Origin of the sequence: Pseudomonas sivasensis, assembly GCF_013778505.1 — a bacterium.
GTDB lineage: Bacteria > Pseudomonadota > Gammaproteobacteria > Pseudomonadales > Pseudomonadaceae > Aquipseudomonas > Aquipseudomonas sivasensis.
In genome coordinates, this window is the sequence record NZ_JAAOWU010000004.1 from 299448 (window position 1) to 322644 (window position 23197).

Below are 23197 nucleotides of genomic sequence, written 5' to 3' on the forward strand. Positions count from 1 at the left end.
TGTGGGAGGGGGCTTGCTCCCGATAGCGGTGTGTCAGTTACAGAATTTGTTTCTGATAGACCGCCATCGGGAGCAAACCCCCTCCCACATTGAAACCTGTTGATGCTGGAAATCGTGAAGGGATCAGGCCTCGACCAGCGTCCACTGCTTGCTCAAGCGCTTGTCGGAAATCGGCACTTTGGTGCCCAACTGCTGGGCAAACAACGACACCCGATATTCCTCCAGCCACCAGCGATAAAGCTCCAACTGAGGATCACGCTTACCTTCCTGGGCATGCTTGTTCAGGCGGTTCTGGTATTGCGCCCACAGCCCGCTGAGCTCGCTGCTCCACACCCGATCTTTTTGCACCTGGCTCGGCAGTTTTTCCAGACGCAACTCAATGGCCTTGAGGTAACGCGGCAGCTCCTTGAACCACTGCGCCGGGGTTTCCCGCACAAAACCTGGATAGACCAAATGACTCAGTTGCTGCTTGATGTCATTCAAGGCCACCGCCTGCGCCAGGTCGATCTTGCCTTTGAAGCGCTTTTGCAAGCCATGCCAGAGTTTCAGCACCTCCAGGGTCAAGCGCGCCTGGCGTTCGGCGTGTTCGGTCCAACTGCCGCGCTTGCGTTCGGCCAAAGCGGCCAAACCAGCGCCATCACGCGGCAGGCTGGCTTCGCCTTCGAGCACGCAGGTGTCTAGGCTCGCCAGCAGGATGTCTTCCACCAGCGCATCGATACGCCCCAATTCACGGTACATCAGCCCCAACTCGGTGAGGCCGGGTAGCTTGCCGCGCAGGAATTTCGCCGGTTCCGCCAGTTGCTGCATGAGCAGACGCTGCAACGCGCGGCGATGCTGGAACTCAGCCTCGGCGGCGGTGGAAAAGCGACCTTCCTTGACCGTACCGTTTTCTTCCACCAGCGCCGGGTACACCGTCATCGACAGCCCAGCGATCTTTTGCTGGGTTTTCTCGGCCACAGCGGCGAACACCTTGGCTTCCACCGGCTGCTGGCTTTTCGCCGTTTGCGGCACGGCCAACGCGGCTTGGCTGGCTTCGGCAAAGCGTGCGGTCAGCTCAGCCAAGTCGCGACCTTCGCCGAGGAACTTACCTTGGCCGTCGACCACTTCCAGGTTCATCTTCAGGTGGCTTTCCACCTGCTGCGCCGACTCGGCCCAAGCTTCATCGCTGACCCGCGCGCCGGTCATGCGCAACAGTTCACGCCCCAGCGCCTGGGGCAGCGAGCCCTGACCGAACTCGATGCGTTGCAGTGCGGCCTTTACGAAGTCCGGCACCGGCACGAAATTCTTGCGCAGCGCTTTGGGCAGGTTGCGCACCAGGGCGATGCACTTGGCTTCGATCACCCCCGGCACCAGCCATTCCAAACGTTCCGGCGGCAAGGCCGGCAACAGCGGCGCCGGTACGCGCAGGGTCACGCCGTCGCGCGGGTGGTTGGGTTCGAAGTGGTAACTCAGGGCCAGTTCCAGATCGCCCAAGTGCAGGGTGTCCGGGTAATGCGCGGCGGTGACTTCACTGGCCTCACGGGCGAGCACGTCTTCTTCGCGCATGATCAGCAGTTGCGGGTCTTTCTGGCTGTTGACCTTGTACCAGCTGTCAAAGGTGGCGGTCTGGTGGATCTCCGCCGGCAAACGCGCGTCGTAGAAGGCGTACAGGGTTTCTTCATCGGCCAGGATGTCGCGGCGGCGGGCCTTGGCTTCCAGTTCGTCGAGTTGTTCCAGCAGTTGCTGGTTGGCCGTGAGGCACTTGGCGCGGGATTGAATCTCGCCGCGCACCAGGCCTTCGCGGATAAACAGCTCGCGGGACACCACCGGGTCAATCGGCCCGTAATGCACCGGCCGACGCCCGACCACAATCAACCCGAACAAAGTGATCTGCTCAAACGCCACCACTTGGCCGCGCTTCTTCTCCCAATGCGGCTCGAAGTGGTTTTTCTTGATCAGGTGCCCGGCCAGCGGTTCGATCCAGTCCGCGTCGATCTTGGCGACCATCCGCGCGTACAACTTGGTGGTTTCCACCAGTTCGGCGGTCATCAGCCATTGCGGACGCTTCTTGCCGATACCCGACGAGGGGTGAATCCAAAAGCGCCGCTGGCGCGCACCGAGGTAGTCACCGTCTTCGGTCTTCTGCCCGATCTGGCTGAGCAGGCCGGAGAGCACCGCTTTGTGCAGTTTCGGGAAGTCAGCCGGTTCTTTGTTGATGGTCAACTGCATGTCACGACAGATCAGGCTCAACTGGCGATGGGAATCACGCCACTCGCGCAGGCGCAGGTAGTTGAGGAAGTTCTTGCGGCACCAGTTGCGCAACGGGCTGGCCGTGAGCTCCTGGCGCTGTTCTTCAAAGCCGCGCCACAAATTGACCAGCCCGGCGAAGTCCGAATCGGGATCTTTCCACTGTGCATGAGCCTGGTCGGCGGCCTGTTGGCGCTCCGGCGGACGCTCGCGCGGGTCCTGGATCGACATGGCGCTGGCGACGATCAGCACTTCCTGCAAACTGCCGAGCTTGGCGGCTTCCAGCAACATGCGCCCCATGCGCGGGTCCACCGGCAGGCGCGCCAGTTGGCGGCCCAGCGGGGTGAGTTGGCTGTTGCGGTCCACGGCCGAGAGTTCTTGCAACAGGTTGAAACCGTCGCTGATCGCCTTGCCATCCGGCGGTTCGATAAACGGGAAGTCGGTGATTTCACCCAAGCGCAGGTGCAGCATCTGCAGGATCACGGCGGCGAGGTTGGTACGCAGGATCTCCGGATCGGTAAATTCCGGCCGCCCGATAAAATCTTCTTCGCTGAACAGACGGATGCAGATACCCGGCTCGACCCGGCCACACCGACCTTTACGCTGGTTGGCACTGGCCTGGGAAATCGCCTCGATCGGCAGGCGCTGCACCTTGGCGCGGTAGCTGTAGCGGCTGATGCGCGCGGTGCCGCTGTCGATCACATAACGAATGCCAGGCACGGTCAGCGAGGTTTCCGCGACGTTGGTCGCCAGCACCACGCGCCGGCCCGGGTGGGATTGGAAAATCCGCTGCTGCTCGGCCGGTGACAGGCGCGCGTACAGCGGCAGGATTTCCGTGTGCTTGAGCTGGGCCTTGCGCAGCATCTCGGCGGCGTCACGAATCTCGCGCTCGCCCGGCAAAAACACCAACACATCGCCGGGGCTGCGCCGTTCGCTGCGCTCGTAAGCGGCAATTTCATCGAGGGTGGCGAGAATCGCCTGGTCGACGGTCAAGTCATCCTCGACGCGGTTGCCCTCTTCGTCCTGCTCCAGGGTCAGCGGGCGGTACCACGTGTCCACCGGGAACGTGCGACCCGAGACCTCGACAATCGGTGCATCGTCGAAGTGCTTGGAAAAGCGCTCCAGGTCAATGGTGGCCGAGGTGATGATGACTTTGAGGTCCGGGCGACGCGGTAGCAGGGTTTTCAGGTAACCGAGCAGGAAGTCGATGTTCAGGCTGCGTTCGTGGGCTTCGTCGACGATGATCGTGTCGTAGCGTTCCAGGTAACGGTCGTTCTGGGTTTCCGCCAGCAGGATACCGTCAGTCATCAGCTTGATCAGGGTGTTGGAATCGCTCTGATCCTCGAACCGGACCTGATAGCCCACCAACGCGCCCAAAGGCGTGGCCAACTCTTCGGCAACCCGGCTGGCAACGCTGCGCGCGGCAATCCGGCGTGGCTGGGTGTGACCGATCAAACCGTACTGGCCGCGACCGATTTCCAGGCAGATTTTCGGTAACTGGGTGGTTTTACCCGAACCGGTTTCGCCGGCAATGATCAGTACCTGATGTTTGTTCAGCGCGTCCTTGATCTCGTCGCGCTTGGCGGCAATCGGCAGGCTGTCGTCGTAGCGAATCACCGGCAGGCTGGAGCGCCGTGCCGTGACCTGGGCGCAGGACGCCTGCATGCGCGTGACCCACTGCGCCAGTTTTTCCTCGTCGGGCTTCTTGCGCAGCTCAAGCAACTGCCGCCGCAAGCGGTGGCGGTCGGCGAGCATGGCGTGATCGAGGTTTTTCAGCAGTTGGTCAATAGCGGGCGCTTGGTCAGTCATCAGGGCGGCAAGGGTCTTTTGGGTGAGGCAGGTGAGGCCTGCGCAGCATCAGTCGATGGAATGGACGCGATTGTCGCAGATTTCGACAGGACGGGAGACGTTGCGTCATCGGGTAACGGCGCTGGCAACCCCATCACAAGGACGGTTCCTACAAAAATCCGACCACCGTTCCCACGCGTTAAAGCTGAAATCCGATGTATTGAGCGAGCGACGCGGGGTTCAAATCTGCCCCCCCAAGAGGATTTCGTATGCCTATTGATCCCCATCGCTCTACCAGCGGCAGTTTCTCGCATTCACACGCCAACACACATCACGACGTCACGCCTTATAAAGGCTCGCCGTTACCCTGCTGCACTTCCGTTGGCTATGCGCTGCTGAACAATACAAAAGCGCGGGACCTGAATGCGGAGCTGCACCTGGCAGGCGCGGCGCTGAACCCCAAAAACCCCAGAGCTCAGTTGGTGAACGTCAATCAGCCAAAAGACCTGAAGATCCTGGATAAACCAACTTCGTTGAATAAGTTTGTGCTTACCCAGGGCGGCCAATTGGTAGTCGGCAACATCGACAAAAACGTGCCACCCAAGTGGATGTCTCACACCGCCATTGCCGAAATCGGCGCTGGCCCCGGTCAGTCGCAGAAGATCGTCAGTGCCGGGTACATGAAAAAAAACCTGCTGGGGAAAGTCTGTCTATCCAATACGTCAGGCCATTACTTACCCAAGCAAAGTGACTTGAGGCCCCCGCTGCAACATTTAAGGAGCATGGGCGTGGAGGCAACCAAGGGCGTATGTGTCATCGTCTGACGCCGGCCGACTCAGGGCGGGGGTTCCAGCACACCTCGCCCTTCAGGAGTAACCGCGCTCCTTGCGTCGGTACGGAAACACATCAATCACCTTCCCCGCGCGAATCGCTTCTTGCAGTCCCTTCCAGTAGTCGGCGTTGTACAACTCGCCATGCAATTCATCAAATAGCTTGCGCTGCCCGGCGTCGGCGAACAGGAACGGCGGGAATTCTTCTGGGAACACGTCCAGCGGACCGATGGAGTACCAGGGTTCCGACGCCATTTCATCCTCGGGCGTGCGTGGCTCGGGGATGTGGCGGAAATTGGCTTCGGTGAGAAAGCAGATTTCGTCGTAGTCATAAAACACCACGCGGCCGTGGCGGGTGACGCCGAAGTTCTTCAGCAGCATGTCGCCGGGGAAGATATTCGCCGCCGCCAGTTGCTTGATGGCCAAGCCGTAGTCCTCCAGGGCTTCGCGCACCTGGGCGGGGTTGGCGTTTTCGAGGTACAGGTTGAGCGGGGTCATGCGCCGCTCGGTCCAGCAGTGACGAATGAGCACGGTGTCGCCCTCTACTTCGACGGTGCCGGCGGCGACTTCCAGCAACTCGGCCAGGCACTCGGGCTCGAACTTGCTCAAGGGGAAACGGAAGTCGGCAAACTCCTGGGTATCGGCCATGCGCCCCACACGGTCGACGCTTTTGACCAGCCGGTACTTCTCGATGACCGTGGCGCGGTTGACGTTTTTCGACGGTGAAAAGCGGTCCTTGATGATCTTGAACACGGTGTTGAAACCCGGCAGCGTGAACACGCTCATGACCATGCCCCGCACGCCCGGCGCCATGATGAATTGGTCGTCGGTGGTGGCCAGGTGATTGATCAGCGCGCGATAGAACTCCGACTTGCCATGCTTATAGAAGCCGATGGAGGTGTACAGCTCGGCGATGTGCTTGCCCGGCAGGATGCGCTTGAGGAAACCGATGAACTCCGCGGGCACCGGTACGTCGACCATGAAGTAGGAGCGCGTAAACGAAAAGATGATCGACACATCGGCTTCGTCGGTGATCAACGCATCGATCTGGATGCCCTGCCCTTCGCGGTGCAACAACGGAATCACCAGGGGCCATTGTTCCTCTCGGGTGTAGAGGCGACCTACAAGATAGGCGCCTTTGTTGCGGTAGAGCACCGAAGAAAACAACTCGACCTTGAGGTCCGGGTCCTTGCACACCCAATCGGGCAAGTTTTCCCGTAATTGCGCTTCGAGGCGCTGCAGGTCTGCGTTCAGATCGGCGTAGGGCTCGCTGAAACGGTAGTCCGCAAAGATCTGCGCAAGCATCTCGCCGATTTTACCGGCGGGCGTATAGGTGCGGGTCTGCGCTGCCCGCGCCCGACGCAGGCTGGGCCGAGTGGTGTGGATAAACATGCAGCCGTCGCTGATCAGGTCGTGGCTGAACAGGCCGCAGAAGATCGAGTTGTACCAAGTCTCGGACAGCTCATCGTCGAAACGCAGGTCGATCAAGTCGATATAGGCGCTTTTGACCAAGGGCCACAGGTCGACATCCAGTAAGTCCGCGTCTTCGAAACGGGCGCGCAGGCCAGCGATCACCTCAGAGACCTTCTCTTCATACAGGTTGATCCGCGCCGCCGACGCCGCCTGGCCCTGCTGCCACTGGGCCTTTTCGAAACGCTCGCGGGCGCCATCGGTGATCTGTCGAAAGTGCTCACGGTAATCGTCGAAGCCGTCGAGGATCGTGCGGGCGATAGCGAGGGCGGGCGTGGGTTGCGACATGCGGAAAACCTCGAACGAGCATCGGGAAGCCCTGAGCTTAGCCAGTGTATGTAAGCAGGAGAAGGCTGATTTTTTGCGCTGCGTTGTACAACTTCGTTCACATCGTACATTTGTTTTCAATTTTTTTAATTCGACCATACGGTCAATAAAAACACCTATTAGTCGTCCTCCGTTTGGCCAATAGGCTCTAACGGCGGGGCTTGGCAGCTCGTGCCAGAAATTGCGGGGTCGATTCCAATTTTGATCCCGCCTCTAGCGTTGGATCCAACTAAGGGAAACCCCGATTACCACCTTGATGGCACTTTGATATACAGCGCGCCCTCTCCCACCCTAACAAGGTCAAAAGACCGATCCGGGAGCAGGTTCTAATTGCCCAAGGAGCATTGAGATGTCATTGAGGAACATGAGGATCGGTCTGCGTGCCAGTCTGAGTTTTGGGGTGTTGACCAGCTTGCTGGTGATTGTTGGCCTGTTCGGCCTGGGGCAGATGGCCAAGCTGCGCGAAAGCGCGCTGGTCATCGAGCAGTCGTGGATGCCGAGCATCGAGAATATCCACGACAGCGCGACCTTCGCGGCCAGTATCCGCCTGGAGGCTTTGCGCCTGGTGACCACCGATGAGTCCCGGGTGCGTGACAACAGCAGAAACCTGATCACCCTGCAGCGCAACGAACTGCAAACCCTGCTGGCCCGCCATGAAACCCTGCTGACCAATGACGAAGAGCGCGAGATGCTCAAGCAGGTCAAAACCGACGTGGCCGGCTACCTGGCGATCGTCGGCCAAATGGTTGATTTGATCGATAAGGATCAGCAACAAGACGCTATTGACCTGCTCAACAACCGTCTTGCGCCTCAAGGCACCCTCCTCACCCAGAGTTTGGAAAAGCTGATCGTCTTCAATCAGAACGGTGTCGAAGCCGCCGCGGACTCCGCTGCACAGATGTATTCGAGCGCGCAATGGGTGGTCGGCCTGATCATCGTGATTGCACTGATCGCCACTTTGCTGCTGGCGTGGCTGCTGACCCGCAGCATCACCGCGCCGCTCAGCCAAGCGCTGTCCGTGGCGCGCACCATCGCCGCCGGCGACTTGAGCCAACCGATCAACGTCAGCGGCAATGATGAGCCGGCCCAACTGCTTGGCACCCTGGTCACCATGCAGACGCAGTTGCAGACCACCATCCGTGGGATCAGCGAATCGGCGCAACAACTGGCCTCGGCCGCCGAAGAAATGAGCTCGGTGATGGAACAGAGCACGCGCGGCCTGCAAGCGCAAAACGATGAAATCGAACAAGCCGCCACCGCCGTTACCCAGATGAGCGCGGCCGTGGACGAAGTGGCGGGCAATGCGGTGTCCAGCGCCGAAGCGTCCCAGGCCTCGGATGAAGACAGCAAGCACGGCCACTACCAGATCAGCGAAACCATCAGCTCGATCCAGAACCTGGTGGATGAAGTACTCGGCGCCTCGAACAAAGCCGAAGGCCTGGCGGTACAGGCCCAGGACATCAGCAAGGTGCTGGAAGTCATCCGTGGGATTGCCGGGCAAACCAACCTGCTGGCCCTCAACGCTGCGATTGAAGCGGCGCGCGCAGGTGAAGCCGGGCGCGGTTTTGCGGTGGTTGCCGACGAGGTGCGTTCCCTCGCGCAGCGCACACAGGATTCCACCGAAGAAATCGAGCAGATGATCAGCGGTATCCAGCAAGGCACGCAGGACACCGTCGAAGCGTTGAACAGCAGCGCAGAGCACGCTGGCCAGACCCTGCAACGGGCCAACAGCGCCGGCAGCGCCCTTGAGAAAATCACCGCCGCCATCTCGCAGATCAGCCAGCGCAACCTGGTGATCGCCAGCGCCGCCGAGCAACAGGCGCTGGTGGCCCGCGAAGTGGACCGCAGCCTGGTGAATATCCGCGACCTGTCCACCCAGACCGCCGCCGGCGCTACCCAGACCTCGGCCGCCAGCCAGGAATTATCGCGCCTGGCAGTGGACCTCAACGGTTTGGTGACGCGATTTGTCGTGTAAACAGTGATTGTGTCGGACAGGTGACTGGGCAAGACTCGCGGCCTTATTGATGTAGGAATATTCCGTGAGACCTGTCGACACCCTGTACCTGTTGGGGCTGGCTGCCATTTGGGGCGCGAGCTTTTTGTTCATGCGCATCATCGCCCCGGAAATCGGCCCCGTGCCGACCGCGTTTTTCCGCGTATCGATTGCCGCTGCCGGCCTGCTGGTGATGCTGGCAGTAATGCGAGTGCGATGGGATTTCCAGGGCAAGTTCAAGACAGTCCTGTTGCTCGGCGTGATCAACTCCGGGATCCCGGCGACCATGTACTCCGTGGCCGCCCAAGTGCTGCCGGCCGGTTACTCGGCGATCTTCAATGCCACCACGCCGCTGATGGGCGTATTGATCGGCGGGCTGTTCTTCAGCGAACGGCTCACCGCTTCAAAAATCGCCGGGGTGAGCCTTGGCCTGCTTGGTGTAGGCGTACTCACGCGCGCCGGGCCGGTGGCCTTTGACTTTGAGCTGTTGATGGGCGCAGTGGCCTGCCTGGTGGCGACCACCTGTTACGGCTTCGCCGGCTTCCTCGCGCGGCGTTGGCTGGACCAGCGTGGCGGGTTGGACAGTCGCCTGTCCGCCTTGGGCAGCATGCTCGGCGCGACGTTGTTTCTGTTGCCGCTCTTCGCCTACAGCGCCGCCCTGCATCCGCCCGCGAGCTGGGGTGGCTGGGAGGTGTGGGCATCGTTGCTCGGGTTGGGGTTGGGGTGTACGGCGTTTGCGTATGTTTCGTACTTTCGGTTGATGACGGCTATAGGGCCGGTGCGGTCGATGACGACAACGTTTTTGATCCCGCCGTTTGGGGTGTTGTGGAGGGCGCTGTTGTTGGGGGAGCCGTTGTCGATGGCGCATGTTTGGGGGGGCGTTGGGGTTGGTGTTGGGGCCACACGCCACTAAAGGCCATGGAAATGCCTGACATCAATTACAAATTGGTTGAGGCGACCCAATTAGTCGATCCGAAGAGAAGAGAGCACAGAATGGATCCAATACAGTGTCGAGCCGATATTCTCAAATAATGCTCTATGACCGTCAGCGTTTCCAAAGCATTCCCGGTGATTGAACTAGAAATAGAATTGAGCGTCAAACTAGCATCAGCTACACTTGGTCAGAGCTAAGATGCATAATGAATACTTTAAATGCAATGATCCATGACAGCTGAGTAACAAAGAGAACAGATCCCCCACACATTGCTACACAAGAGTTCAGATGAATAAGAATATAACTTCTCAGCTTCAAATCGTTACGGCTGAACATAGAGCCAAAATCAAGGGTCAACAACCGAAAGTTATATGGCTTACCGGTTTAAGTGGAGCGGGAAAATCGACTATCGCAAATGCATTGGAATTGGAGCTAGCGAACGCGGGACGTCACACCTATCTTCTCGATGGAGATAACGTCAGACTCGGACTTTGCCAAGACCTAGGTTTTAACAATTCCGATCGCGAAGAGAACATCCGAAGAGTTTCAGAAGTAGCAAAGTTATTCTTAGATGCAGGCCTGATAGTTATCACGGCCTTTATATCACCCTTTTTACGCGACAGGGCACTGGCAAGAAGCGTTATTGGCGACGCGAACTTTGTAGAAGTTTTTATTGACACACCACTTACAGAATGTGAGCGGCGCGACCCAAAAGGGCTCTATAAAAAAGCAAGAGAGGGCCTGATAAAAAACTTTACAGGCATTGACTCCGCGTATGAACACCCTTCCGCACCGCAAATAAGGGTGAATACGCTTGAGGAGGACCTGAGTACTACTGTCGCCCGAATTATCAAGAAGCTGGAAGAAAAATCATAAGCTGAAGACAGTTGTGATTAGCGGCGCTAGTATTCACAGTTTTGCTGCGGCGATCAAATTTTTAATCGAACGTAAGCGACGCGAGGTGGTTATCATCAATCGGTCTATTGCCATGGGGCCGCAATGCATTGGGCGCGTAGTACGGCCATTGATAGCGACTAATGGTAGTCACGTCCCCAAATGTATCCCTACTTGCAGATTGCACAATGATCGCATACAGCTTCCGCCTAGGATTTTAGCGGATCAAGTTGCCGCCTGATTAGGTATAATTGGGGCATGATTGTCATGCCAAAAGAACTTCCTGAGGACCATTTTTTGCTAAAAATGCCGAATGAGCGAGAGCCGAATAACGGAAAGATCCAAGCTAAAAGCGCTGTCAAGCGTAATGATAAAACAAATGCAGACAATTGGTCTCCTAGACCACGCGACGTAACAAACGCGAGCCTCTGCCGGTTGCGATGTATAGAAGTCCTGCACAAGCCATAAGCGGCCCTACGCATGCGGAGGTTCATAGGGCGGATACGAACTACTCTACCAAAACACGCCCAGTCGGGTTATGGAACGCTTACTCATTAATGACCCGCTTACGAAGCCGGTAACCTCTTAAAGCCGGGAGCCTAAGAGAATGCCCGGACTTTCTACTAGCCTATATGTCACGTAAGAAATAGCGAGCACAGCAATCATTCCAGCCACAAAGGATCCAAAATAAAATAAAAATCCAGCCCCCCGGTCAGAGATGCTATCCAGGAAAAGAGCCCCATCATGGAAAGAAGATGAAGTACCGTGGCGTGGGACAAATAGACCTAATAACTCACATCACCAACAAACACTAATGGTTTAAGATTTAAAAGCCCGCGCGGGCTGATTAGAAGTCCATACATCACTGCTGCCCATGCCAAGGATTGTGTGTAATCAACCGGTAATCCCGCCAAGCCAATCTTTTGTTCTGATGTATAAATCATCAGCACCAAACCAGCCATAATTGCCATTACAGAGAAATATCTGCGGCTTTCCTTACTGATAACATCAGAAAACAAATAAAGTCGATACAAGACAATGCCCAAAATAAATATCGGAAACCTGGAAGCAAAGCCGAGTGCTGCATACTTCACATCGTTATGTTCGATTAAAAAATGGGACGACCATTGCAAACCTGTCGCTGTAACAACAGCTAAAAACAAGGCTGAATCCCGAACACTTTTCGTAAATTTAAATACAAACGGAAAGCACGCATAAAATATCATCTCCACTCCAATGGTCCAACCAGCCCAAAGAATAGCCTCAATATAATACCTCTTGAAATTAATCAAGAAAATTGAATTCCAAAAAATCTCCGCTCCGGTATGAAGCTTATCAAAAAGCAGATAATCCCGTGCGCACGCCAACACTATCCAGAGATAAAACAATGGCGCTATTCTGAAAAACCGACGTATGAAAAATGGAATAAATCCATTTTCACTCCGCCCCTCTGTTGAGAGGCACATAGTGAACGCACTTATAATAAAAAACAAACTAAATCCAGATTAGCCCGCCTCAACTAACCATGCAATTGAACCAGGAGGACTCACTGTCGGAAAAAAAGTAATACTTGAAAGATGGAATAAAGCAACACAGGATGCAGCTATACCCCGCATTGACTGTATAGATGTTATCTTATTATCATTCACAACATTCCCTCCTGTACCGCGCCAATCAAAAAAAAAAAAAAAACACAGAAATAATTAATAATTAATAATTAATAATTAATAATTATTTTATAGCTCACACAACAACTAAAAAACACCTCCGTTCGGAGTAAAAAACTAAGCGCCTCACGCAAATATTCTAGACACGGAAAAACTCAAAAAAACGCACTAACCGGGGCCGCCGTACGCCCGATTAGTGCTCATATCGACCAAAGAAACATCCTAGCTGCCAATGAGCACAGCATCATTAGTGCTTGGTATTTAAATCTATGCAAACCAATAATTATATGGTCTTGACATTATGATTCGACTTCATGACCACGTGACAAAGAATCCTTTCTACACCGTGTGCAAGCGTGCCATCAGCAAGCCCTTCTTCCACCTCAAATAAAGATTCTTCAATTGACAGCAGTGCCTCTAGAGCCTTCGGTCGAAACCAAAACATCGAACCCGCGATAAATTCACTATATGAAAAATTTATATGTAGCTTTGATGAGAGTTCCGCAACAACGGGGCCACAATAAGTCATATTATGATCTGTGTGAGGAATAAGATATTTCCCAGGCGCCAACATACCAAGGTCCTGCTGCTGACGAAAACGATCAACGATATTCAGGACAGTGCTATTAGAGCCCAACAACTGCTCAAGAAGATCGTCTCGAATTTTATCCCCATCATCCCGATATATGCTACGTTTAGAATGAATTTTACAAACAGCAACATAATTCATATCTTTGATGACTTCAAGCACCTTCAAAAAAGGGAGCACATCACGACCGCGATTTTCAACCAAGTGGATATGAGCTTTAGGATATTCTTTTGCAACTCTCAAGCCTGCGGAGGAGGAGGTCACAGTTACGTATAGGTCGAACGCCGTTTCTCCGAAGGATTCAAGATACCTCTTTATATCATCCCAGAGGTCTTGATAATGAAGATGCAGGACAACCGCATAATCGGCTTCGCGCGTGGAGCGCCTGTATGCTAAACGCGAAACCTTGGACATATCATATTCAGCAAGCACATCATACGTAGCCTGCAAATATCCATACCCGAATTTCCGGTCAGGTTCAAGATGGGTTCCCTCTGCCCACTCGTTCCATGCATTGACAAAAACCAACTTTTCGTCTTTTGAATATTTTGCATTATTGAATACATTATTGGTAATTGAAGACAACCACTGCTTATATCTGAGAAGGCTGAAGCCATGGAAGGTATGACTATTGTGTTGTTTACGGGCAGTGTTATCCCAAGACAACATAGACGCTCTGAATAATTTATAGTCAGGCTCTTTACTGGCTACGGCATTAGCTACAACCTGATCATAGCTGAATATATGACCACCGAACTCCGAATTGGTCATCTGCAACTCATGACGTATATCAGTACTGCTTACGGTATGAGGTGGGAACTCAACCGAGGCATCAAAACCAAACTCGTCAGGCGATCTAATTCCGAAGCTTTGAGCACAAACCAGATAAAGTCCAGGAAAACCATTTTTTTCAAGCTCCTGACGCCATATCATCGCTGTTTTTTCCATATCAGGAATAATACTAGCGCGATAAATAATCAGAAGCGGCTTACCATCTATTTTTATATAGCGATCATCTTTGAAATACTTCATAAGATGTCGAATAAAATTTAAAGAGTCAGCATCGCTATGATGCTGAGCTATAAGAATATCATTCTCTTGTCCGTCCCAGCGCCTGGACCAGTTTTCGTTGGCCCAAGTAAAACAAAAAGGCATCTCAACTTTTGGATTGGCCAGCATCTGCTCTAGAGGCTTGTCCATCAATATGGTTCCGGCGAACCAGTAAAAATAATAACTAAACCCGTAGACACCGTACTCTTTTGCAAGACGCGCCTGCTCTTCCATTACCTCAGCAACACGTAAATCATAATAGCCACTGTGAATCGGATAATGGGGCTGGTAATGGTCCACATAATTAGGGAACGCCTTCGTTACATTCGTCCACTCAGTAAAGCCTTTTCCCCACCACTCATCGTTTTGAGGAAAGGGATGAAACTGAGGAAGATAAAAGGCTATCAGTTTTACAACCGGTTCAATCGCAGGGTTTTTACGATACTCTACAAATCTATTTTGAGTTGAGTCGAACTGAATTCTTGGAATGCCTGCAACTACAGCTGGTATACTTGTATTATCACGTACATTAGCATCAAGAAGTTGCTGAGCTTCAAGACTGGCTTTTCGAGAATCTGTATAAAATCTCCATTGTTTATAATTCTCAGTCCCCACAAACACAAATGGAAGCACCGTATAAAGAGCCCCCTTCAGCTTTAATCGATTAGGTGCTGATATTGGAAGCGCGCGCCAGCACGCTCGCGAGCAGCCGACGACCAAGCGCTTACCATAAGCTCGAGGCTTGATTATAAAATTACGCACAGCAAACCGAAGAGGAGCTGTTATACGCCACGAAGTGCTATTGAGCAGCACATCATGTTTATATCTAGCTTCGGCATTAGCATTTTTCAGCTCATCGACTTCTTTCCAAGCGTAATAAACCTTTGCTTCAAGATCGGATATTTCTTGCTTGGCAATCTCGTATGACGCCTCTAACTGAGCGATATATCGATTTTGAGTGGACACATCCTTATCAGGCGGCGCGCTACCATCGAGATCGTCCACAGCATTATTTTCCATGGTATCGCAACAGTTCCTGTCTATCACACTGTCTGGTTTGATCAGTCCCACTGTACTGCCATCAATTGTATGCCCATTTGCAACGACGAGCGCCTCCAAATCAGCGACTGTCTGAACATGCAGCTTTTCATTCTCTTCAACACTTTTTTCAAATGTATCTAATGCTATAGCGAACTCAGCTTTTGACTCTTCTAATCTCTGTAAAAGATCATTTCGCTCAGACGATACTTTTTCAATGCTTTCGTTCAATTGCAGAATGAGGTGCTCAAAGTCACGACTCTTTGCTTCCAATAGCTTATTTTCCACATTTGAGGCATGAAAATCATTCTGAAGTTCAGCTAAGCTCACTTCCAACGCATCTAGTTGACTGACCTTTTGATTAAGCGCATCAATCTTTTCGTTACGCTCTAACAACTCTTGATTCAAGATGTTAACGTTATCGCTGTACTGAGTGACTATATCGTTGGCGGCACTGACTTTTTCCACATACTGAGCAATAGCTTCATTTAGGCTAGCAATATGACCATCACGTTGAAGGATGGCCTGACCAAGTCCCTCAATCTCATTGCCCTTTAGCATGAGTTCCTGTCCCAAAGCAGCTAACTGCCCCCTTGTATCAAGGAGACATGCATTCAGGGAATTAAGCTCGATATCCTTACGGTCCAGAAACCTCAACAACGGGTAACTTTTCTTCAACTGCAGTGTTAGATTTTCGACCGTCAGCTTAGTTTCCACCGCATCAAGAACGAGGCGGTCTTCTGACAGCGCCAGAAGGAGTTGATAAAGCTCGACCGTACCAGCAGGAGCTAACGGGTCAATCAACAAATCCTCTGGTTGAAATTCTGTATGCCGCAAAGAACTGTCTAGGAAACCCGTTTTATATTCCGCAAGTGCTTTACCATTAGGATCGAAGTCTAGTTCGAACTCTGTCGCAATCCTCTGAAGTTCCTTCTCAGGCTGTCTCATCAGACGGTCATATTCAACTACAACGCGCTCCTGGCCAAAGGTATCCCTCAAGGCGGCCAGCATATGATCAGCCCAGAGGAGATATCCCTTCTCAAATTCAAACTCATCTCTGCGCTGCAGAGACCTGGCAACACTCATCGGGTGTCTAAAGGCGACTAAGTAACTAACCCTCAGTTTCAAGTGTTCAAAAACTGACGACCAGAACGGTAGTAAGCGAGTTATGCGGGGATCTTTCAATCCAAAACAGGGAGAAGACCTTATCTTACTGCGTAAAAGCTGTATTGCCCTTAACTTAAACTCTTGAACGGCGGAACTGTTCAATTCATCCGGGTGAATAGGCTCTAAAGAATGCCAATCGCGCCCTAGTGATCCAAGAAGCTCGACGTTAAAATTATTAACGTCCACGTCTTCAAAAAAACCTTTGTCGTTATTACCCTCTATTCCATCAAATAGATTGGCACCCAAGTCAACCCCAAGCACTTTCAGCCCTCGGGTCAAAGAGCTAGTTCCACTTCGATGCATCCCAAGAACTACAACGATATGCTGTGTGTTGCTGTTTTTAGAAAAAAATGAACTCATACTGACACCTTGTCTTCGTGAGAGGTTGCCTCAGACCAACTTGGGTAACAGCTGAAATCAACCATGCCGGTCGCCAAGTTATCAGTTTCCGGCAAGACTCGAAACATACAAACATCTAGTATTCTATGGAGAAATATCTGATCGGCGTCGGTAGCCCCCTGAACGCCGGCGTTCAGAAAATACGTACCCGAGTTAAGCATACACTTGAATTTAAATTCGACATCAAATTGTGCGCCAGAGTTAACATAAGAAATACACTGCTCGGCAGTGGGCGCCGATGCACTCCCTCCCAACTCAATTCCCATGCCAGACTTGATCAACATACCAAATCTAACAAGCGTCGCGGTTTTTTGGAATTTAACTCTATAGAAATAGCGATACTCTATACCTCGCCGCAAACAATTAATTTTTTCGCCCGCGAGCGTCAGTATGTGCACATCACTAATATGCGCTCCTTGAGATTCATACGCCAAAGTACTCTTTGGAACTAGGTCCGGGTCAAAGTACTCCTCGGGCTGGTCTATTCCAACTATTGATCCTTCTTCATTTACTGCCCGAGAGAGATCGACTCGAAGATCCGCTCGTATACTTTGTTGCTTATGCGTCGGAGCATATAGTAACTTTTGATACTTCCCGACAATCTCTTTTGGCGTTCCAGAACTAAGGAGCTCACCCTGATCAATCAAAACCGCACGATCACACAGACCTACAACTGTTGCTCCTGAATGTGAGACAAACAAAATTGTCGCACCATTTTTTTTAATCGCCTCTATCCTAGAAAAACATTTACGCTGAAAAAGCTCATCGCCGACAGATAAAGCTTCATCTACAATCAAAATCTCAGGATCTGAGTTAATGGCGACCGCGAACGCCAAGCGAACAGCCATACCGCTCGAATACGTTTTGACAGGCTGATCAATGAACTGACCAATCTCGGCAAAACTTTCAATCTCTGCGTAGCGAGAATCAATTTCTTCTTTTTTGAGACCAAGTATAGCCGCATTCATGTAAACATTTTCGCGACCGGTGAACTCTGGATTGAAACCTGATCCGAGCTCAAGCAACGCAGCTATGCGACCACTAACTTGTATGCTACCGCCGCTACTATTCAAGGTGCCGCAAATTAACTGTAATAATGTAGATTTTCCACTACCGTTGCGGCCGACGATTCCTATCGTCTCGCCTTTCTTGACTTCAAAAGAAATACCTTTTAAAGCCCAAAACTCACGATAATACTTCTTGGATCCACGCGACAGCATTTGGAGTAAACGGTCACTCGGCTTTTCGTATATCTGAAAACATTTGCTCAGATTACTGATGAGTATTGCTGTATCTTCAGCGATATCAGTCCCGCAATCGCTAGACCTAACTTCTTCAGGAACGGAAGTCAACTCTTCATTATCAGAGGACATCGGCAAACCCCTTACGTGTCTTCTGGAACCAAGCAAAACCTATCCAAGCCACCGCCGAGGCACCTGCCAAATAGCCAAGCAAAAGCAAAAAATTGGGTTGCTGTCCCCAAATCAGAACTGCTCTTGACTGGTCAATAATAGTAACAAGAGGATTCATTTGCATGATGACTTGATAGTCTTCTGGCAAAGACGACACAGAATAAAATATCCCGGAGAGAAACATCAGCATTGTGAGAATGACACCAATCACCTGAGATATATCACGTAGAAATACACCCAAAGACGCAAGCGCCCAGGAAAGTCCCATTGAAAATATCAAGAGCGGGAGAATGACAACGGGAAAATACAGCACAGTCAAATGTGGAGCACCGAAGAAAAAACAGTAAAAGACCAGCCACACACTTAAGCTGACTAAGCCATGAAATAGTGCTGACCCTAATGAGACCCAGCTCAAAACCTCCAACGGAAAGACGACCTTTTTTACGTAATTAACGTTCGACAAAACCAACTCAGGAGCCCGTGCAACACACTCCGAAAAAACGTTAAATACTATTAGACCGGCAAATAATACGAGAGCATATTCAGTCTTTGAACCACCGCCCCCAGTTCCCCAGCGAGCGTTGAACACCACACTAAATACAAACGTATAAACTGCAAGCATTAGGACCGGATTAAAAAAAGACCAAAATAGGCCCAGTGTTGAACCGCGGTATCGCCCCAAGATATCGCGTTTTACCAGTGCACCAATTAGCGAACGATTACGCCAAAAGCCAGCAATCATTTCAACAGGAGAGGCGGGGAAATTCTGCATCAGTCAAAAACCTCAGCTTCGGCTAGCAAAGCCCCTTGCTGATCCTTCGAAGATAATGCGGGATTTCCATTTAAAGGCCAGTCGATAGCTAAATCTGGATCACTCCAAAGTATAGACCGTTCAAAAGTTGGCTCATAATAATCTGTGGTTTTATAAAGAAACTCTGCAGTTTCGGACAGCACCACAAAACCGTGCGCGAAGCCCGCTGGTACCCAGAGCTGATGCTTATTTTCAGCCGACAGGTAAGCTCCCACCCATTGTCCAAAGGTAGAAGAACTACGACGTATGTCCACGGCGACATCAAAAACTTCGCCTGCGACAACTCGTACAAGCTTTCCTTGTGTCTGCTGAATTTGATAGTGCAGACCTCGTAACACCCCCTTCACAGATCGAGAGTGATTATCTTGAACGAACCGTACGGATCGACCAATGGCTTCTTCAAAAGAGCGATGATTAAAGCTCTCGAAAAAGAAACCACGTTCGTCACCAAAAACTTTCGGCTCGAATAGCATTACGTCTGCAATTGCTAAAGGTGTCGCTTTCATCAGAAAATTTTCTCGTGAAGCAGGCGTTTTAGATATTGGCCATAACCATTTTTTGCCAAGGGGGCGGCGAGCTTTTCAAGCGTCTCTGCACTGATCCAGCCTTGACGGAAGGCGATCTCTTCCGGGCAGGCGACCTTAAGGCCCTGGCGATGCTCAAGCGTAGCGATGAAATGACTCGCCTCCAGGAGCGAATCATGGGTACCTGTATCAAGCCACGCGTACCCCCGCCCCATGATCTCTACCGACAACTCACCCTGCTCCATATATATACGGTTGAGGTCAGTTATCTCCAACTCACCGCGAGGCGAAGGTTTAATGCTCTTAGCAATATCAACGACTTGCCGGTCGTAAAAATATAGGCCGGTTACCGCGTAGTTTGATTTTGGCTCGAGGGGTTTCTCTTCCAGGCTCACCGCCTTGCCTTTGCTATCAAATTCGACAACCCCGTAACGCTCTGGGTCGTACACGTGATACGCAAATACGCTGGCACCTTCCTCACGAACCATTGCACTGCTGAGCAACTCATTGAAATGATGACCGTGGTAAATATTGTCGCCTAACACCAATGCCGACAGGTCATTGCCTATAAAGTCCTCGCCAATAATAAACGCTTGGGCCAATCCATCAGGGGCCGCCTGCACTGCATAGGAAATATTTAACCCCCAATTGCTGCCATCTCCCAATAGCTGCTCAAAGCGCGGCGTATCCTGTGGCGTCGAGATAATCAGAATGTCGCGAATCCCCGCCAGCATCAACGTGCTGAGCGGGTAGTAGATCATTGGCTTGTCGTATACCGGCAGCAGTTGCTTGGAGATAGCCAAAGTTGCAGGGTGCAGACGCGTACCTGAGCCGCCAGCCAGAATGATTCCTTTACGTTTGAGCATGTTTATTTCTCTAGCGTTTCTATGAGCATCCGTGCCACACCTACTTGCCACTGGGGCAAGCTTAATGAAAAGGCATTCTGCAATTTTTTAGTGTTGAGTCGTGAGTTACGTGGCCGCTTGGCAGGTGTAGGGTACGCTGCTGTCGCTATCGCCCCCAAGGAGGCTGGGGGCACCTTGAGTTGTACTCCTGCGGTTTTAGCTTGTTCAAGTACGAAACGGGCATAGTGGTACCAAGTGGTTTCGCCCGCCGCCGCAAGGTGATAAATCCCCCCATGCTTTGGCTGCTGGCGCGTTACGCGAATAGCGTGTGCTGTTACATCAGCCAAGAGATCGGCGCCGGTGGGTGCGCCGAACTGATCATCAATGACGCCCAGACTGTCTCTTTCTTGAGCCAGACGTAGCATCGTCTTCGGGAAGTTGTTCCCCCGCGTGCCATACACCCAGCTAGTTCGGAAGATTAGATGAGAGCAACCGGATGCCTGAATCGCCTGTTCACCCGCAAGTTTGGTAGAGCCATAGACATTGAGAGGGCAGGCCGGGTCGCTTTCCTGCCAAGGCGTATCGCCATTGCCAACAAAGACGTAATCCGTGGAATAGTGCACTAGCAAAGCGTTCAGCTTCAAAGCTTCTGCGGCCAATACTGCCGGAGCTTCTGCGTTCACGCGTAGCGCTTGGTCTGGCTCGCTCTCGGCCCTATCCACTGCGGTGTAAGCAGCAGCGTTAACGATTACGTCCGGGGCAAAACGCTGCACAGTCGCAGCCAGCCCTCGCAGATCGTTCAAGTCACCACAGTAGTCTTGGCTTCTCGAGTCCAACGCAAGCAATTGGCCAAAAGTGGCCAAGCTGCGCTGTAACTCCCACCCTACCTGGCCATTTTTACCAAGTAAAAGAATCTTCATACGAAGCGCTGGGCGTAATTTTTTTCTACCCATTCGCGATAAGAACCCGATTGGATATTACTAACCCAAACCTGATTATCCAAGTACCAGGCTACGGTTTTGCGGATACCGGTTTCAAACGTTTCCGCCGGTTTCCAACCCAAATCTAGCTCCAGCTTGCGAGCGTCGATAGCATAACGACGATCATGCCCAGGGCGGTCCGCCACGTAGGCAATTTGCTCGTTGTACGGTTTGCCATCTGCGCGGGGGTGCAGCTCATCGAGCAAGGCGCAAACAGTGTGGACGATTTCTAAGTTAGGCTTTTCATTCCAACCACCAACGTTGTAGACCTCGCCAACACTGCCAGCTTCTAGAACACGGCGAATGGCACTGCAGTGATCTTTAACGTACAGCCAGTCACGAATCTGCTGACCATCGCCATATACCGGCAAAGCCTCACCCGCTATCGCATTGACGACCATCAACGGAATAAGTTTTTCCGGGAAATGATACGGGCCATAATTGTTTGAGCAATTGGTTGTAAGGACCGGCAAGCCATACGTGTGGTGATAGGCACGTACCAAATGATCACTTGCGGCCTTGCTGGCTGAGTAAGGGCTATTAGGTTCGTACTGATGATGTTCGGTGAACGCAGGCTCGTCTTTAGCCAGAGAACCATACACTTCGTCAGTCGAGACGTGCAGAAAACGAAATGCATGTTGCGCATCGGCTGGTAGCCCTTTCCAGTAGGAACGCACAGCCTCAAGCAAACGGAAGGTGCCGACAACGTTGGTTTCAATAAAGTCTTCCGGGCCATGGATCGAGCGGTCGACGTGCGACTCTGCAGCAAAATTCAATATGGCCCGCGGCTTATGCTCAGCAAGCAAGCGCTCAACTAAATGTGTGTCGGCGATGTCACCGTGCACGAATACATGGCGTTTATCACCCTCAAGCGTACTGAGATTCTCCAGGTTGCCGGCATACGTCAGCTTATCCAGATTGATCACGGGCTCGTCTACTTGAGCAAGCCAATCCAATACAAAGTTGGCACCGATAAAGCCAGCACCGCCGGTTACTAAGATAGTCATTAAGTCAGATCTTTTTCAGTAATGTTGCGAGAGTCAGCCCAAGGTTCCCCATGAAAGTTTGCCGGTACAAACCAGCCAACCGGATCCCCCGGACGCGTCGAAAAAATGTTTGCCCTCTTGCGGCCTTGAAGCGAGCAAGAGTCGCTAGATGCTCCTCGCAAAGGTGTTGCTGCATGGATTCAAGAGCACAAATATTCTGCTCATTCCATTCGTAGAATCTACCTTGGAATACCATGCGCAGACGAATCAATCGCGCAAGCCAGCCCGAATTGCTACCAATCAGGTTTTCACTGTGCTGCCGATAGAGCATCTTGGGTTCGGGATCATAGTGAATTGCCCCTCCAACACCTGATATCAACTGATACGCCCACCAATCGTGGGCGGGGATTTTCAGCTCAGATCCCGCCTTACGCAACAGTTCACGAGCAGCCTGATTGAAAACCATGGTGTTGCCACCGGCGATACTCTGCACAAGCGCATTAGGAAAACCAGGGGGCAGACAGAAATGAGGGGAAAAACCTAAAGGCTCGCCTGAGTCGCTGATCAACTGAGTACGACCGCAATAGAGAGCCGGAACATGCTTGGGAATGGTCTGCAACCAAGCAAGCGCTACCTGAAGCTTGTCATCCGTCCAGATGTCATCTTGATCTGACCATGCAAAAAAGTCGGCATCGATATCATTACGACAAGTCAACGAAAGGAAATTCGCTGCAAACCCCCGGCCGGGGCCATTCAGAACCCTCAGGCGCTCGCCTCCCCACCTAGTGCTGTAACGGTCGAGAAGCGAAAGGGTTCCGTCTTGAGAGCCGTCGTCAGATACCACTAAGACCCATTTAACATGAGTCTGGCGCGCAAACGAATCGAGCTGCTCGGAAAGGTAGGCTTCGCCATTGTACGTGCACATCAGCACCGCAACTTTTGCTGTGCAGGAATCGTGCGACTTGAGAGCAGATGTACTGCGCAAAGCAAAAATAGACACAGATATCCCTTCGCGAACTACTAATATCCCGTAGGAAACATGGATATGCGCCCTGAGAAAGACAGAATTATTACAGTTATCGCGTGTACGCACAATCTGTAGTCTTCAACCAGTTGTCGGACGTTACCACCCGGCACGGCGGGCGAGCACTGCTGGGTTTGAGCCTGCCCTCAAGGGGTAGGAAAGCCTAGTGTGACGCCCACAAACCGACCACTGCAGCATTGATGACAATACCCATAAGTGAATGCTTCATTAATATCGAAGCAA

Annotated in this window: 15 protein-coding genes; 4 read left to right on the forward strand and 11 right to left on the reverse strand. The window is 52.1% G+C overall.

Annotated elements, in window-relative coordinates; genetic code table 11:
- Nucleotides 1–123: 123 nt before the first annotated feature.
- Nucleotides 124–4035: an ATP-dependent RNA helicase HrpA gene (gene hrpA, locus G9Q84_RS10375; RefSeq protein ID WP_181643249.1), complete on the reverse strand. Its 3912-nt coding sequence runs from the start codon at nucleotides 4033–4035 to the stop codon at nucleotides 124–126.
- A gap of 248 nt (nucleotides 4036–4283) precedes the next feature.
- Between hrpA and G9Q84_RS10380 the strand changes: the two genes are divergently transcribed.
- Nucleotides 4284–4838 carry a hypothetical protein gene (locus G9Q84_RS10380; RefSeq protein ID WP_181643250.1) on the forward strand — a complete coding sequence of 185 codons (555 nt, stop codon included), beginning with the start codon at nucleotides 4284–4286 and terminating at the stop codon, nucleotides 4836–4838.
- A gap of 42 nt (nucleotides 4839–4880) precedes the next feature.
- On the opposite strand, the gene aceK is transcribed toward G9Q84_RS10380, so the two are convergent.
- Nucleotides 4881–6602, reverse strand: coding sequence for a bifunctional isocitrate dehydrogenase kinase/phosphatase (gene aceK, locus G9Q84_RS10385; RefSeq protein WP_032887694.1), 1722 nt, complete (start codon nucleotides 6600–6602; stop codon nucleotides 4881–4883).
- 403 nt (nucleotides 6603–7005) lie between these two features.
- Here aceK and G9Q84_RS10390 point away from each other — a divergent pair, with 403 nt between their 5' ends.
- The 3 genes from G9Q84_RS10390 to cysC all read left to right on the forward strand — a co-directional run bounded on the left by G9Q84_RS10390 (nucleotide 7006) and on the right by cysC (nucleotide 10444).
- Nucleotides 7006–8616 (forward strand): methyl-accepting chemotaxis protein, encoded by a 1611-nt coding sequence (locus G9Q84_RS10390; RefSeq protein ID WP_420875419.1) that lies wholly within the window; start codon nucleotides 7006–7008, stop codon nucleotides 8614–8616.
- A 64-nt stretch (nucleotides 8617–8680) separates the two neighbouring features.
- On the forward strand, nucleotides 8681–9547 hold the full coding sequence (locus G9Q84_RS10395; protein ID WP_181643252.1) for an EamA family transporter: 867 nt from the start codon (nucleotides 8681–8683) through the stop codon (nucleotides 9545–9547).
- Between the two features lie 309 nt (nucleotides 9548–9856).
- A complete protein-coding gene (cysC, locus tag G9Q84_RS10400) occupies nucleotides 9857–10444 on the forward strand; it encodes an adenylyl-sulfate kinase (RefSeq protein WP_181643253.1) in 588 nt (195 codons plus the stop codon).
- Between the two features lie 803 nt (nucleotides 10445–11247).
- Here cysC and G9Q84_RS10405 read toward each other — a convergent pair.
- From G9Q84_RS10405 to G9Q84_RS10445, 9 genes are all read right to left on the reverse strand, one after another.
- Nucleotides 11248–11955 (reverse strand): acyltransferase family protein, encoded by a 708-nt coding sequence (locus G9Q84_RS10405; RefSeq protein ID WP_274602996.1) that lies wholly within the window; start codon nucleotides 11953–11955, stop codon nucleotides 11248–11250.
- Nucleotides 11956–12412: 457 nt separating this feature from the next.
- Nucleotides 12413–16333 carry a glycoside hydrolase family 99-like domain-containing protein gene (locus G9Q84_RS10410; protein ID WP_181643255.1) on the reverse strand — a complete coding sequence of 1307 codons (3921 nt, stop codon included), beginning with the start codon at nucleotides 16331–16333 and terminating at the stop codon, nucleotides 12413–12415.
- Nucleotides 16330–17676 (reverse strand): ABC transporter ATP-binding protein, encoded by a 1347-nt coding sequence (locus tag G9Q84_RS10415; protein WP_338104094.1) that lies wholly within the window; start codon nucleotides 17674–17676, stop codon nucleotides 16330–16332. Before G9Q84_RS10415 ends, G9Q84_RS10410 begins: the two co-directional genes overlap by 4 nt.
- Before the next feature lie 58 nt (nucleotides 17677–17734).
- Nucleotides 17735–18556: an ABC transporter permease gene (locus tag G9Q84_RS10420; RefSeq protein ID WP_181643257.1), complete on the reverse strand. Its 822-nt coding sequence runs from the start codon at nucleotides 18554–18556 to the stop codon at nucleotides 17735–17737.
- Nucleotides 18556–19101: a dTDP-4-dehydrorhamnose 3,5-epimerase gene (gene rfbC, locus G9Q84_RS10425; RefSeq protein ID WP_181643258.1), complete on the reverse strand. Its 546-nt coding sequence runs from the start codon at nucleotides 19099–19101 to the stop codon at nucleotides 18556–18558. The genes G9Q84_RS10420 and rfbC overlap by 1 nt, the downstream gene beginning before the upstream one ends.
- Nucleotides 19101–19985, reverse strand: a complete 885-nt coding sequence (rfbA, locus tag G9Q84_RS10430) for a glucose-1-phosphate thymidylyltransferase RfbA (protein WP_181643259.1) — start codon at nucleotides 19983–19985, stop codon at nucleotides 19101–19103. The genes rfbC and rfbA overlap by 1 nt, the downstream gene beginning before the upstream one ends.
- 2 nt (nucleotides 19986–19987) lie before the next feature.
- Nucleotides 19988–20884, reverse strand: a complete 897-nt coding sequence (gene rfbD, locus G9Q84_RS10435) for a dTDP-4-dehydrorhamnose reductase (protein ID WP_181643260.1) — start codon at nucleotides 20882–20884, stop codon at nucleotides 19988–19990.
- On the reverse strand, nucleotides 20881–21951 hold the full coding sequence (rfbB, locus tag G9Q84_RS10440) for a dTDP-glucose 4,6-dehydratase (protein ID WP_181643261.1): 1071 nt from the start codon (nucleotides 21949–21951) through the stop codon (nucleotides 20881–20883). The genes rfbD and rfbB overlap by 4 nt, the downstream gene beginning before the upstream one ends.
- 4 nt (nucleotides 21952–21955) lie before the next feature.
- Complete coding sequence (locus G9Q84_RS10445) at nucleotides 21956–22930, reverse strand: glycosyltransferase family 2 protein (protein ID WP_338104092.1); 975 nt, start codon at nucleotides 22928–22930, stop codon at nucleotides 21956–21958.
- Between the last annotated feature and the right edge of the window lie 267 nt (nucleotides 22931–23197).